Annotated in this window: 11 protein-coding genes; 7 read left to right on the forward strand and 4 right to left on the reverse strand. The window is 34.4% G+C overall.

Annotated elements, in window-relative coordinates:
• Positions 1-47: 47 nt before the first annotated feature.
• Entirely contained in the window at positions 48-224 is a 177-nt protein-coding gene (locus tag ACZZZA_RS12690; RefSeq protein WP_463432281.1) for a bacteriocin-like protein, read from the forward strand.
• Between the two features lie 43 nt (positions 225-267).
• On the opposite strand, the gene ACZZZA_RS12695 is transcribed toward ACZZZA_RS12690, so the two are convergent.
• Complete coding sequence (locus tag ACZZZA_RS12695; RefSeq protein ID WP_463432283.1) at positions 268-1,458, reverse strand: pyridoxal phosphate-dependent aminotransferase; 1,191 nt, start codon at positions 1,456-1,458, stop codon at positions 268-270.
• A gap of 176 nt (positions 1,459-1,634) precedes the next feature.
• Between ACZZZA_RS12695 and rsmG the strand changes: the two genes are divergently transcribed.
• Genes rsmG through ACZZZA_RS12715 form a run of 4 tightly spaced genes read left to right on the forward strand, consistent with a single transcriptional unit; the run spans position 1,635 to position 5,969 of the window.
• Complete coding sequence (gene rsmG / locus ACZZZA_RS12700) at positions 1,635-2,270, forward strand: 16S rRNA (guanine(527)-N(7))-methyltransferase RsmG (RefSeq protein WP_463432285.1); 636 nt, start codon at positions 1,635-1,637, stop codon at positions 2,268-2,270.
• A gap of 59 nt (positions 2,271-2,329) precedes the next feature.
• Positions 2,330-2,737 (forward strand): hypothetical protein, encoded by a 408-nt coding sequence (locus ACZZZA_RS12705; protein ID WP_463432287.1) that lies wholly within the window; start codon positions 2,330-2,332, stop codon positions 2,735-2,737.
• The gene (locus tag ACZZZA_RS12710; protein ID WP_463432289.1) at positions 2,737-3,273 is read left to right on the forward strand and encodes a DUF922 domain-containing protein; all 537 of its coding nucleotides are present in this window, start codon (positions 2,737-2,739) and stop codon (positions 3,271-3,273) included. The genes ACZZZA_RS12705 and ACZZZA_RS12710 overlap by 1 nt, the downstream gene beginning before the upstream one ends.
• Positions 3,270-5,969, forward strand: a complete 2,700-nt coding sequence (locus ACZZZA_RS12715; RefSeq protein WP_463432291.1) for a PD-(D/E)XK nuclease family protein — start codon at positions 3,270-3,272, stop codon at positions 5,967-5,969. The genes ACZZZA_RS12710 and ACZZZA_RS12715 overlap by 4 nt, the downstream gene beginning before the upstream one ends.
• 33 nt (positions 5,970-6,002) lie before the next feature.
• Here ACZZZA_RS12715 and ACZZZA_RS12720 read toward each other — a convergent pair whose 3' ends face one another.
• From ACZZZA_RS12720 to ACZZZA_RS12730, 3 genes are all read right to left on the reverse strand, one after another.
• Positions 6,003-7,181 (reverse strand): acyl-CoA dehydrogenase family protein, encoded by a 1,179-nt coding sequence (locus tag ACZZZA_RS12720; RefSeq protein ID WP_463432293.1) that lies wholly within the window; start codon positions 7,179-7,181, stop codon positions 6,003-6,005.
• Between the two features lie 71 nt (positions 7,182-7,252).
• Positions 7,253-7,993: an NUDIX hydrolase gene (locus ACZZZA_RS12725; protein ID WP_463432295.1), complete on the reverse strand. Its 741-nt coding sequence runs from the start codon at positions 7,991-7,993 to the stop codon at positions 7,253-7,255.
• 22 nt (positions 7,994-8,015) lie between these two features.
• Positions 8,016-9,200, reverse strand: coding sequence for an MFS transporter (locus tag ACZZZA_RS12730; protein WP_463432297.1), 1,185 nt, complete (start codon positions 9,198-9,200; stop codon positions 8,016-8,018).
• A gap of 176 nt (positions 9,201-9,376) precedes the next feature.
• Here ACZZZA_RS12730 and ACZZZA_RS12735 point away from each other — a divergent pair, with 176 nt between their 5' ends.
• Both ACZZZA_RS12735 and ACZZZA_RS12740 read left to right on the forward strand, forming a co-directional pair.
• Positions 9,377-12,292 (forward strand): SusC/RagA family TonB-linked outer membrane protein, encoded by a 2,916-nt coding sequence (locus ACZZZA_RS12735; RefSeq protein ID WP_463432299.1) that lies wholly within the window; start codon positions 9,377-9,379, stop codon positions 12,290-12,292.
• 11 nt (positions 12,293-12,303) lie between these two features.
• On the forward strand, positions 12,304-13,827 hold the full coding sequence (locus tag ACZZZA_RS12740; RefSeq protein ID WP_463432301.1) for a RagB/SusD family nutrient uptake outer membrane protein: 1,524 nt from the start codon (positions 12,304-12,306) through the stop codon (positions 13,825-13,827).

The raw sequence follows: 13,827 nt of genomic DNA on the forward strand, positions 1-13,827 counted from the left end.
AGAAAATAGAAACTGAAAAATTTTATAAACAACCAAATACTATTATTATGAAAAATTTAAAAAGTCTGTCAAGAAAAGAACTGAAAACAATTAGAGGAGCAGCAGTTACTTCAAAGTGCCCTCCTGGAAGGTATTACTGCCCCGAAGCTGATGTTTGTGTCGCAATTAATGAAGAATGCTATATTATAGTACCGGAAATACCTGTAGAAGGTGGTTCTCTTTAGATTAAATTAAAAAAGTTCTTCCTCAGGAAGAACTTTTTATTTTTTATACGTTCATTAGTAATTGTTTAATTCTTCTCATCGCTTCACGCAAATCGTCTTCTGAAGCTGCGTAAGAAAACCTGATACATTCAGGACTTCCGAAAGAAACTCCGCCAACACATCCTACATGGGCATTTTCTAAAATAAACATGGCAAAATCATCAGCATCTTTAATTTCGGTTCCATTTAAAGTTTTTCCTATGTAATAGGAAATGTCCGGGAAGAAATAGAATGCAGCTTTTGGTAAAAGAACCTTAAATCCGGGGATTTCTTTTATTAAATCAAACATGACATTTCTTCTTTGCTCAAAAGCATCAATCATGTATCTGTATTCAGAAGGATCTGTTTTTAAAGCGACAATCGAAGCTCTTTGCGCAACCGTATTTGCACCGCTTGTCATTTGCCCCTGAATTTTTTCACACGCTTTTGCCAGCCATTCGGGGCACGCAGAATATCCTATTCTCCAGCCTGTCATCGCAAAGGCTTTAGACATTCCGTTGATTACTGCGGTTTGTTCGTACACTTCCGGAAACTGAGCAATTGAAGTCGATCGGGTTTCATAGTTGATGTATTCGTAAATTTCATCTGAAATTACAGTTACATGAGGGTATTTTGCAATCACTTTTGCCAAAGACTTCAATTCATCATAGGTATAATATCCTCCGGAAGGATTACACGGCGAACTGAAAAGGACAGCTTTGGTTTTATCATTAATTGCTTCTTCTAATTGTTCGGCAGTGATTTTAAAATCAGTTACATACGAAGTAGGAAGCATAACAGAATTTCCGCCCATCATTTTCACCATTTCATCATAGCTAACCCAATATGGAGTAGGAAGTATCACTTCATCACCGTCGTTGATGATTGCTGCCAAAACATTTATGATTGCCTGTTTTGCGCCGTTTGAAACACAGATTTGTGTTGGTTTGTAATCTAATTGATTGTCTCTTTTTAATTTATCTGAAATTGCCTGTCGAAGTTCTAAAAATCCCGGAACGGGAGAGTAGTGGCTGTAATTTTCGTTGATGGCATCAAAAGCTGCCTGTTTTATATTGTCCGGAACATCAAAATCTGGTTCTCCCAATGTTAAAGAAATAACGTCAATTCCGCTGGCTTTCATTTCTCTAGCCTTATTTGACATGACGAAAGTCTGTGAGTATCCTAACCTGTTTACTCGGTCTGAAAGTTTATTCATGTATTCTTTTTGTCGTTTTAACAAATATAGATAAAAAACTTTATGTGGATGAAGTTTGAACTTATTGTGTTTTTTTTGAACAAACAATTTTGAAAATCAGGTGATTACTATAATCTCTCAAAAACATTATTCTTACTATGAAATAAAACTTATTTTTGCTATTTATATTCAATCGTATGTCAGTAGCGTTAATCCAGAAATATTTCCCGGAACTTTCCGAAAAACAAATCGAGCAGTTTTCAAAATTAGAAAGCCTTTATGGTGAGTGGAATGAGAAAATCAACGTAATTTCCAGAAAAGATATGGAATCACTTTATGAGAAACATATTTTACACTCTTTAGGGGTTGCTAAAATCATGGGATTTGCTCCCGGAACTAAAGTTTTGGATATTGGAACTGGCGGAGGTTTCCCGGGGATTCCTTTGGCGATTTTGTTTCCTGAAGCACAATTTACGCTGATAGATTCTATCGGTAAAAAAATTACAGTGGTGAATGCTGTTGCAGAAGGTGTTGGTTTAACAAACGTAACCGCCATACACGGAAGAGCAGAAAAAGTGAAGGAGAAATTCCATTTTGTAGTGAGTCGTGCTGTGACGCAAATGCCGGAATTTCTGAGATGGCTGAAAGGAAAATTTGAGAAAGAACAATTGAATACAAAACACAATGGTGTACTGTATTTAAAAGGCGGAGATTTAGCTGAAGAGTTAGCCGGATTAAAATGCGAACTTTTTAATTTAAAAAATTATTTTGATGAAGAATTTTTTGATACTAAAAAAGTAGTTTATTTATCAAAAGGTAATTTTAATTCGTAAATTAGCATTGATAATTAATATTGTTTACAAATTTTATTTTAATTTCTAAATTCAAAGGCATGAAATCTATCTTAAAATTGAGTTTTCTGATCATCACTCTTCCAGCAATTTTCACTTCATGTAAAGATGATGATGATTACGAAACTATTGAATTTGCAGATAAAATTAAAATTGACAGTGTGAAAATTGTTAATGATACGATGTCTGTTATGAGTGTTCAAAGCATCAGAACTTATTCTAAGTATGCTTCAAAATGTCAGGGATTTTACGGATATGATTATATTCACTCCGGTAATTTCTCCAGAGAGGTAACTGCATATCAATATCATACGAACGGATCCTGTACAGAAGCCAACTATGTTTCTGCCAATCAGATTAATTTTAGTCCGCAGCAAACAGGAACATATACTTTTAAATTTTGGAATGGTGATAATACCTGGATTACCAAAACAATTGTTGTAGAATAATGAAATATGCGTTAATAGTTTTTCTATTGATTTCCAATAGCTTATGGAGTCAGCGAATAGAGTGGAAGGAAGATGGTAAGTTGGTCTGGAGTAATTTTAAAAGTAAAATCAATAGCCAGCACGGAAAAGATATTGTTGCTTATACGCATTGCGGTTGGGCTTATTCTGTGATAAAATCTTCAGATCCGAAAGGTGCAGCGAAAGTAACCGTTGAAACCATTTTCAATGAAGATAAATCCTGGAAGGACGACAAAAGAATTAATGACTATATTCTGAACCACGAGCAGAAACATTTTGATATTGCAGAGATTTATGCCAGAAAAATCAGAAAAGAAGTTGCTGAAAAAATAAAGACCACAAAAGATTACGATAAGTATTTTCAGACAATATACAATCGGATCGTTAAAGATTACAGAAATTTTCAGGCATTGTACGACGGAGTTACGGAACATGGCATGAATAAAGAAAAACAAGCCGAATATGATGCTTTGATTTCGAATGATCTTGAACAATTAAAAAACTATCAAAAGCGTTGAAATTTCTCAATAAAATCATTGATGAATTACTGTCGCAAAGTGCAGATTTATCTCAGTTTAATATTGTTTTGCCCGGTAAAAGACCTATTGTTTTTATCAGGCAGATTTTAGAAGAGAATAATTACTCCGGATTTCTTCCAAATTTTGTTACGATTGAAGAACTGATCGTTGATATTGTAGATCAACAGATCATTCAGGGGATCGCTTTATGGCTTTTTGCATTTGATGTTTACAAAAGTCTAAACCTGATTCCCAACGATGATTTTGCCGAATTTTTAAAGTGGTTTCCTACACTTCAGAAAGACTGGGATGATATTCTGAAATTTTCAGAAAGTGATATAGCAGTGTTGCAATATATGTTTGATGAAGAAAGAATTAAAGACTGGGCTCAGGATTTGGGTGATGAAGAAGAAGTTCCCAGAAAAAAGTTTCTGAATTTCTGGAGAAATATGAATATTTTTCTCCCCGTTTTAAAACAAAAATTAAAAGACAAAAACTGGGCAACTCCGGGAATGATTCATGAATCTGCGAAGGCAAAAATCGTGGATTTTACAAAAAATACGGATAAGCAGTTTGTTTTTTGTGGATTTAATGCTTTCACGCCGGTTGAAGAAAAATTAGTCAGAAACCTCTTGCAATGGGATAAAGCACAATGTTTTTTCCAGGCAGATCATTACTATTTTGATGATGAAAGGCAGGAAGCAGGAAAGTTTCTCCGAAATCATAAAATGTGGAAAGAATTCAATGACAGCAGATCTTTTCACTGGATTGAAAATGATTTTAATCAACCGAAAAATATTAAAATCTACGAAGTTTCAGGAAATGTTACGCAAACGAAAGTTCTTCCTGATCTTTTCAAAGATATTGATAATAAAACATTTACAAATACTGCGGTTGTTCTTCTGGATGAAAATCTTTTGCCTGCAAGTTTGGATGTGATGCATGACGTTGAAAATCTGAATATTACGATGGGTTTTCCTTTGAAAAATCTTTCCTTTTCAAATGCGGTTAAACAGCTTTTTTATCTTCAGAAACAATTAGAAAAAAATAAATCTTCTTATTATTACCGGGATATCTTTCCGATTCTCGAAGAACTTCCTAAAACGGACGGTGATGAAAAGGTCATCAATGAATTTAAATCTAATATTGAAGAAAGAAATATCGTCTACATTTCGTCAAATCTTCTGTATGAATTATTGAATGATCTGTCCTATTTTAATCTTCTTCAAAAAGCAAATTCCGGTTATCACTTTTTAGATATTTTAATTGAATACTGTCATCAAATCAAATGGATGCAACTTGATGATATACAGTATGAAAACGTATCTCACTTCGAAAATGCATTTAAGATTATAAAAAACCAAATTACCCCTTATGGTTTTGAAATAAAAATGGATACTTTAGAGATTCTGATCAATCAGCACATCAATACAGAAAGTATCGATTTTCAGGGTGAGCCGTTGAAAGGACTCCAGGTTATGGGACTTCTGGAAACACGTTTGCTCAACTTCGAAAACGTGATTTTGCTTTCTGTAAACGAAGGTAAATTGCCTTTGGGGAACTCACAAAACACTTACATTCCTTTTGATATAAGAAAACATTTTGATCTGCACACTTTTCTAGAAAATGACAGTATTTATGCATACCATTTTTATCGTTTGATTCAGGATGCGAAGAATGTTCATTTGCTTTTCAATGCTTTAAGTTCTGGTGTAAATACGGGTGAAAAAAGTCGTTTCATCACACAAATTGAAATGGAAAGCAATCACGATATCGAACATTTGATTGTGGAAAATACCTCTGAACCAATTTCTAGTCAGCCCATCGAAATTGCAAAAACAGCAATCGTTATGGAACAGCTGGAAAAATGGAAAGAAAGAGTTTCTGCTTCTCACCTCACGAGTTACCTCTATAATCCGATCGATTTTTATTTATCTAAAATTTTAAATACCTCAGAAACAGACGAAATAGAAGAAGAACTCTCCATAAGAAATTACGGAAATCTTGTACATTACACCCTTCAAGAGATATATGAAGTTATAAAAGGTAAAGTATTAAAAACAAAGGATTTAGAAAAATCAATTCAACAAATAGATGAATATATAAATATCGCTATTGAAAAGCTGAAACACCAACCAGAATTTTATAATAAAGGAATGAATTTCATTCATAAAGCTATTGCCAAAAAAGTAGTTGAAAATATTTTGAATAAGGATCTGGAATTAATAAAACAAGGCAGTTCTTTAGAAATCATTGATATTGAAAGAAGATTTGAAAATGTAGATTTCTATTTGGATGAAACTAAAAAAGACAAAGTTTCTTTCTTCGGATTTATTGACCGAATTGACCGGCTGAACGGAACTGTAAGAATTATTGATTATAAAACGGCAAAAATCAAAAATTTAACGGTTAAAATCGATGCTGAGAATATGGAAAATTATTTTCATAAAGATGATCGAAAACAGGCTTTACAGCTTTGTATTTATCAGTATGTCGTTCAAAGTTTGCCGGAATTTTGGGGCTTCCCGATTGAAACGGGAATCTGGAGTTTTGCGGATGCCAAAAAAGGTGTTGCCTCTTTAGAATTTGCTCAGGGAAATCTCGATGATGCGATGCAATCGGTAAAAAGTCTGATCATGCAAATTCTAAATCCGGAAATCAGTTTTACCGAAAAAATAAAAATGTATAATTATTAAAAAAGTCCGGTTATAAACCGGACTTTCATTTATTTAAAAAGCATTAAAGCCTGTAATATCTAAACCTGTTATCAGCAGATGAACATCATGTGTACCTTCGTAGGTAATCACTGATTCTAAGTTTGCAGCATGTCTCATCATCGGGAATTCACCCATGATTCCCATTCCGCCAAGAATCTGACGAGACTCTCTTGCAATGTCAATCGCCATTTTTACATTGTTTCTTTTTGCCATAGAAATTTGAGCAGGTGTTGCCTTGTGGTCATTTTTCAATGTTCCTAATTGAAGGCAAAGCAATTGAGCTTTTGTAATTTCAGTTAAAAATTCAGCCAGTTTTTTCTGCTGTAGCTGAAATGCACCGATAGGTTTACCAAATTGTTTTCTTTCTTTAGAATACTGAACTGCAGTACAATAGCAATCAATCGCAGCACCAATTACGCCCCATGAAATTCCATATCGAGCAGAATTTAAACAAGATAACGGTCCTTTTAATCCTGTAACTCCAGGAAGTAGGTTTTCTTTAGGAACTTTTACATTATTAAAAACCAATTCACCTGTTTTAGAAGCTCGTAAGCTCCATTTATTATGGGTTTCCGGGGTAGTAAATCCTTCCATATCTCTTTCAACAATCAGACCCTGAACTTTTCCATCTTCATTTTTAGCCCAAATCACAGCAATATCGCAAAGAGGCGAATTGGTGATCCACATTTTGGCACCATTCAGAAGATAATGATCTCCCATATCTTTAAACTGAGACTCCATAGAACTAGGATCTGAACCATGATTAGGTTCGGTCAACCCGAAAGAACCAATCATTTCACCGGAAGCTAATTTGGGTAAATATTTTCTTTTTTGTTCTTCAGAACCAAATTCGTTAATAGGGAACATGACCAATGAACTCTGTACAGAAGCTGCAGAACGTACGGCAGAATCTCCTCTTTCCAATTCCTGCATAATCAAACCGTAAGAAATCTGATCAAGTCCTGAACCGCCATATTCTTCAGGAATATAAGGCCCTAAAGCTCCGATTTTACCCAATTCTTTCATCAAGTTTGGTAAATCGGTATGATTTTGAGCAGCCTCATCAATATTGGGTATGACAAAACTTTCTACCCAATCTCTCACAGACTGACGGATAAGCTTGTGTTCTTCGGTAAGTAAAGCATCGATTCCGAAGTAGTCGGGAATGCTTGTAAGAGGATAATATGACATGTAATTTAATTTTCCTAAAAATAATACTTTTCAGATTGTCTGGGAAAAATTTTTAAGAAAAATATCAAACACTACTTTTTAATAAATTTGTAGAGGTAAGGCGCTTTGTTGGCAGAACCATCGAACAGTTTTTCCATTCTTTCCAGTGAATTCATGCTCAGTATTTTACGCTGAAAATTATTGCGTCTGAATTTTTCGCCCAAGATCGTTTCATAAAGCGATTGTAAATCTTTCATGGTAAACTTCTCCGGCAAAAGATTGCTCGCAGCGATCTGAGTATCAATGTTTTTACGCAAATATTCAAGACCTTCTGTAATTACTCTGTCATGATCAAATGCCATATTTGGAAGTTTGCCCACTTCAAACCATGCACAGGTTTCGTTAAAAGCATCCGGAAATGTGTTTGCTAAGGAAAAATCAATCAGACTGCAATATCCTACAGTGATGAATCTCTGAAGAATCCAGTGATCTTTTGGAACATCCAATCCTTTATTTTTAATTAAAGTTTTGTGAACGTTATTTTCTGTACGATTTAATCTTCCAAATGTATGAAACTGCTCCAGGAAAAGACCCTTTAAATGGGTTCTTTCGTATAAAACACGATCTGCAGCTTCTCTGAGATCTTCATCAATAAAAACGAAACCACCAGGAAGCGACCATAAATCGAGATCATGATATTTAAGTAACAAAACTTTAAGAATATTATCATGAAAACCAAAAATAGTACAATCTACCGAGAGGTTTGGGATAAAGTCTTTACTCTCTACAAGTTGTTTTAAGGTTTCTATGTTTCTGTTATGGTCAGTTTTCATGCAGTAAAAATAAAATTATTTTTTAAATTTTATGAATACTAAGTTTAAAATAACAATATGCCAATACAGATACCATAATCACTGCTCCTAAAATATATAATGAATAATAGGTAAGTATTTGATTTCTAAATAATAATGAAATAGTTATGGAGTTGATTGAACTGCTTACGGAAGATACAATTACTATGAGAGAAGTAAAAGTATTGATTTTATCTTTATCAATTTTCGCAATCATTTTTGAATTAATTACCGGATATAGAGGGGATAAGAACAAACCGATGACCGGAAAAAGAAATAATAGAACTTTCGCATTTTCTACAAAGTAAAACTGAATTGTCGAAATAATGATCAGTAAAAATATGATCAGAAACACACAGGTCATAAAATATCCGGATAATGGAAATCTCTGAATAATCTTGGAAGTGATTGTTCTTCCTGTAAAAGAAAACAATGCTAAAAATGAGGAAGCCTGAAGTGCGAAAAATGAATTGACCTTCAAATGGTCTTTGTAAAATGCCGGAAGCCAGGAATTAAAACTTTGTTCTATGAAAATGATGAAAAAACTCACGGCAAAAAATAAAATAAAAGGCGTTTTTCCAAAACCTGATAAATCGGGGAAGATTCTGTTGCTTTTGCTTTCGGGTTCAACAATTTTAGATTTAATAAACAGGTATGCTGTGTAAAAAGAAATTAAAGAAATAGACATGAATCCAAACTTCCAGTATGCACCGTACTGACTGGAAATAAGCCATCCAAAACCTGTGTTCACTGCAAAAATACCAATCATGAACGATGCTTCTACGCTGTTCATGGTTTTGGCTAATGATTTTTCTTCGGTCATATTATTTCGGATAATTCCATAGACACATATTTTTCCAATCGCAAAACAGGTTCCGATAATTGCAAACCATAATTTAAAAAACCAAAACATTTCAACAAAAGGTAAAAATAATGAACAAGTTCCTACCATTATTAAAGCAAATATCAATGATTTTTTTGTCCCGAATCTGCTGATGAAGTTGACTGCAAAAAGTGAAAATATAGCAATTGGCAGATCTTTAAACGACTCTAAAAATCCCAGCTTATCATAGGTTATTTTCTGTTCAGAAAGTTGCAAAATTACAATTCCCATACAGTTTAAAACCATAGAGAAAACAAGGAAGGTAAGCTTCAGCGGAAGAGAAATATTCGGATGCTTAGCACTCATTTGGGGAAATTTTTCATAAGTTTTTTGTGAATTTTAACTAAATATGACCATCTCTTTATGTCTTTGAGACCCCAAAAATAGTGGAAATATTAAAATAATTATTAAATAAATGTTAATTATTCAAAAAAAAATATATTTTTATTGTCTCAATTTGAGAATTAAAAAACTAACTGTATATGAATGTAAAAATATCAAGAAGTTTAGGGGCAATTGCGGTACTTTATTTCACTGCAAATTTCACTGCACAAACTACACCTACGGATACTGTTCAAAAAGAACAAAAGATCGAGGAGGTAGTAATGATCGGTTACGGTACTCAGAAGAAGAGTAATGTAACGGGAGCAATATCAAGTATTAAAGCTTCAGACATTGAAGACATCCCAGCCGGAAGACCAGAGCAGGTTTTGCAAGGTCGTGCTGCGGGGGTAAATGTAATTACAAATTCTGGTCAGCCAGGCTCAGCTGCAACGATTCGTGTAAGAGGGATAACCAGCTACTCATCAAGCAATGATCCGCTATGGGTTGTAGATGGTATAGTTGTAGACGGAATTGGCTGGCTTAACCAATCAGATATAGAAAGTATTGAAGTGCTGAAAGACGGAGCATCATCGGCTATCTATGGAGTTTCAGCAGCAAGAGGAGTTATTCTTGTTACCACTAAAAAAGGCAGAAAAGGTAAACTCAATTTATCTTATAATGGTTTTTATGGTTTTGGAAGTGCTGCAAAAAAACTTGACTTGCTGAATGCAAGTCAATATGCATCAATTATTAATGAAGGTTTCATTAATGACGGCAAAGCACCACGCTACAGTGATCCTGCAAGTTTAGGCACAGGAACCGATTGGCAGGATGTAATTTTTAATAATGCAACAAGATCAAATCATGAGGTAAGTATAAATGGAGGAAGTGACAAGTCTACTTTTTATGCTTCATTTGGTTATTTTGATCAAACAGGTATTGTACTCAGTGATATATCTTTTTATAAAAGACTTACAGGTCGTCTCAATTCTACACACAAAGTAACAGATTGGTTAACGTTAGGTCAAACTTTTGCCTATACCAATATAAAAAACCAGGGGATCAATGCTAATGGTGAATTTGGCGGACCGCTTAGCTCAGCCGTAAATTTAGATCCAACAACGCCTGTACTTGTGGATAATATTGCATCACAACCATTTCCGAATGATTATTCGAATCCATACATAATCAGAGATCCAAATGGAAATCCTTATGGTATATCACACTATGTAAATCAGGAAATGTCAAACCCAATGGCATTTAAATATACACAACAAGGAAATAAAAGTTGGTCTGATGATTTTGTGGCAAATGTATACGCAGAAGTAAAGTTTTTGAAAAATTTCACTTTTAAACCTTCATTAAATGGTAAAAAAGCTTATTGGGGAAGCAAAAATTTCACACCATTATTTTATCTGAATCCGAATTACACCAATTTAAGTGTAAACAGCCTGAGCAGAACTACGCAGCAAAAGTTTGAGTGGAGTTCTGAAAATACAATTAATTATCAAAATAAATTCGGCAAGCACAGTATCAACGCATTACTAGGAAACGGATATTACGAATATAATATTGGATTCGGGCAAACTGTTACTCATACTGATCTTCCGGTTAATAATTGGCAGGATGCATCGTTTAACTTTTTTGTTGCGCCAAATAAACGAAATACCAATGCATGGGATTATATAAATACCCATAAAACGTCATATTTTGGAAGAGTTATATATGATTATGATAACAAATATTTGTTCACTGGGACAGTTAGAAGAGACGGTTCTTCAAAATTTGGAGCAAATAATCATTGGGGGACTTTCCCTGCTTTTTCAGTAGGATGGAATGTTAATAATGAGACTTTTTGGCCACAGAATTCTGTTGTAAATACTTTAAAGCTTAGAGGTGGATATGGTGTATTAGGAAATGACGGAATTGGTGATTTTAAGTTTGCTAGTTTCTACGTTTCTGGAGCCAACTATACATTTATTAATGCTTCAGGTCAAGAAGTTATTTATCCTGGATACATACCCAATACGTTAGAAAATCCAAATCTAAAATGGGAAACTACATCTCAGTTGAACATCGCCGCAGATATGAAGTTATTTAATAATTTTAATCTAACTGTAGATTATTATAAGAAAAAGACTTCAGATATCCTCAGAGAGATTTTTATACCTGGCTACGTAGGAGTTACAAATGCTCCGACTGCCAATATTGGAGATATGGAAAACGAAGGGGTTGAAGTAGAATTGGGATATAAGAAAAACTGGGAAGATTTTGGAGTTTCTTTTAACGGTAACTTTGCTTACTTAAAAAATACTGTTACAAGCTTAGAGAGAGGAAAAGAATATCTTGACGGTCCAGGTTTCCAATCAATGGGACCTATTCAAAGAATTCAGGTAGGCGATGCTTACAATTCTTTTTACGGTTTCCAGACATTAGGAGTATTTCAAAATCAAGCTCAAATTGATTCTTACGTGACTGGTAATGGACAGAAAATTTTACCTAATGCTAAACCGGGAGACTTTATTTGGGCAGATTCCAATGGAGATGGTCAAATTAGCGATTTAGATAAGGTAAATTTAGGTAGTTCAATTCCTAAATATACGTTTGGCTTAACTGCAAATATAAATTACAAAAACTGGGATTTTATGGCTTTTGCTCAGGGTGTGGCAGGAAATAAAATTTTTCAGGGTCTGAGGAGATTAGATATGCTTGATGCCAATTATCAAACCACAATTCTTGATAGATGGACAGGTGAGGGATCAACCAACGATAATCCGCGTTTGACCAGGGATGATGCTAATAAAAATTATTCCAGAATGTCAAACTATTATCTGCAAAAAGGCGATTACATAAGACTAAAATTGGTTCAGATAGGATATACTTTACCGCAGAATGTCACAGAAAATTTTGGAGCAAGTAAGGTTCGTTTTTATTTGACGGCAGAAAACGTTTTTACTTTTACAAAATATACAGGTTATGATCCTGAGATCGCAGCCGGAGACAGTTTTGGTATCGACAGAGCTTTTTATCCACAGGCAAGATCTTTTCTTTTTGGAGCAAATATCACTTTCTAAATAATAATAAAATGAAAAATAATTTTTATAAAATAACTTTTGCTGCCTCACTTCTATTAGGAGTGGCATTTACCAATACTGCGTGTACCAATAGCAATATCGAAGATGTAGAATATGAAGGTGCTTTCGAAACAGAAAATTTTTTCAGAAATGAAAAAGAATGTTTTTTCGCTCTCGTAGGAGCTTATGACGGGATGAGAAAATATGCAGGAGGCTTTGAAAATATGGTTACTTTTTTCAATGCAGGTTCAGATGATTTTTACGCCGGAGGTGGAAGCTCTACAGATGGCGCAGGAATACAAGGTCTGTCAAACTATACGATAAACTCTACAGTGATGCCTGCAACTTATTGGAGAGATTATTATCAGGGAATTTCAAGAACAAATGTTTTAATCCAGAAAGTTCCGCTTGCTGATATGAGTGATGCTATAAAAAATAGATTTGTTGCAGAATCAAAAACATTAAGAGCATTGTATTATTTTGAACTTTTAAAGATGTTCAAAAACATTCCGCTTATTCTGGAACCATTCAAGGCTACAGATGATTATTATAATGTTCCACAGGTAGCTCCAACTGCAGTTTATGCGCAAATGGAAGCTGATTTACTAAGTGCAATCCCTAATCTTCCTGTTTTAGCATCTGCTGACCAGAAAGGACGTATGACGCAGGGTGCGGCAAAAGCATTGCTTGGTAAAATATATTTGTATCAGAATAAGAAAAGTGAAGCAGCAGCTCAGTTTGCAGATGTAAACGGAACTCCCGGCAGTACTAGTCAATATGGATACAAACTGGTAGCAAATTTTGCAACACTTTGGAATACTGAAAATAAATTCACCACAGAATCAATCATCGAGGTCAATCATACGAATTTGGGTAATTCTGACTGGAGTTTTTGGGGACAAGGTGCTGATGAAGGCAATTCTATTAGTATTATGACAGCAATAAGATCATACAATAGAAAAAACGTTGCAGCTCCTGATTATATTGCAGGTTGGGCGTTCAATCCCATCACAGAAAATCTATTTAATTTTATGCAGGGTGATCCTCGATTGGATGCAAGTATTTTTAATGCCAAATCTTTAAAGCAACAAGAATATATTGATTATTCTCCGGCATATATGGATTCTGGATATTTCTTAAAAAAATATATGCCTACAAAAAATGAAGTAACCACACTTCCTGGTGCAGGTGAATTAAATTATCGAAAAAATTATATTTTAATAAGACTTGCAGACACCTATTTAATGGAAGCAGAGGCATTAAACGGAAGTGGAGCAAGAGCTCAGGCATTACTTGATGCAGTGAGAGCCAGAGTAGGTTTAGCGTCTGTACCTGTATCTATTCAGGCGATTAAAGACGAGAGAAGAAGAGAACTTATTGGTGAAGGACACCGTTGGTTTGATTTGGTACGATGGGGAGATGCACCAGCAGTTCTAGGATCCAGAGGCTTTACAGCCGGTAAAAATGAAATTTTACCAATCCCTTTAACTGAACTTACAGGAACTGCTTTAAAACAAAACCCTGGTTATAACTAA

Source organism: Chryseobacterium sp. AC405b (assembly GCF_979258685.1).

What these genes read in the sequence shown, in the direction of transcription:
- ACZZZA_RS12690 (WP_463432281.1), top strand. Translation starts at nt 48, where the DNA reads ATGAAAAATTTAAAAAGTCTGTCAAGAAAAGAACTGAAAACAATTAGA.
- ACZZZA_RS12695 (WP_463432283.1), bottom strand. Translation starts at nt 1,458, where the DNA reads ATGAATAAACTTTCAGACCGAGTAAACAGGTTAGGATACTCACAGACT.
- rsmG (WP_463432285.1), top strand. Translation starts at nt 1,635, where the DNA reads ATGTCAGTAGCGTTAATCCAGAAATATTTCCCGGAACTTTCCGAAAAA.
- ACZZZA_RS12705 (WP_463432287.1), top strand. Translation starts at nt 2,330, where the DNA reads ATGAAATCTATCTTAAAATTGAGTTTTCTGATCATCACTCTTCCAGCA.
- ACZZZA_RS12710 (WP_463432289.1), top strand. Translation starts at nt 2,737, where the DNA reads ATGAAATATGCGTTAATAGTTTTTCTATTGATTTCCAATAGCTTATGG.
- ACZZZA_RS12720 (WP_463432293.1), bottom strand. Translation starts at nt 7,181, where the DNA reads ATGTCATATTATCCTCTTACAAGCATTCCCGACTACTTCGGAATCGAT.
- ACZZZA_RS12725 (WP_463432295.1), bottom strand. Translation starts at nt 7,993, where the DNA reads ATGAAAACTGACCATAACAGAAACATAGAAACCTTAAAACAACTTGTA.
- ACZZZA_RS12730 (WP_463432297.1), bottom strand. Translation starts at nt 9,200, where the DNA reads ATGAGTGCTAAGCATCCGAATATTTCTCTTCCGCTGAAGCTTACCTTC.
- ACZZZA_RS12735 (WP_463432299.1), top strand. Translation starts at nt 9,377, where the DNA reads ATGAATGTAAAAATATCAAGAAGTTTAGGGGCAATTGCGGTACTTTAT.
- ACZZZA_RS12740 (WP_463432301.1), top strand. Translation starts at nt 12,304, where the DNA reads ATGAAAAATAATTTTTATAAAATAACTTTTGCTGCCTCACTTCTATTA.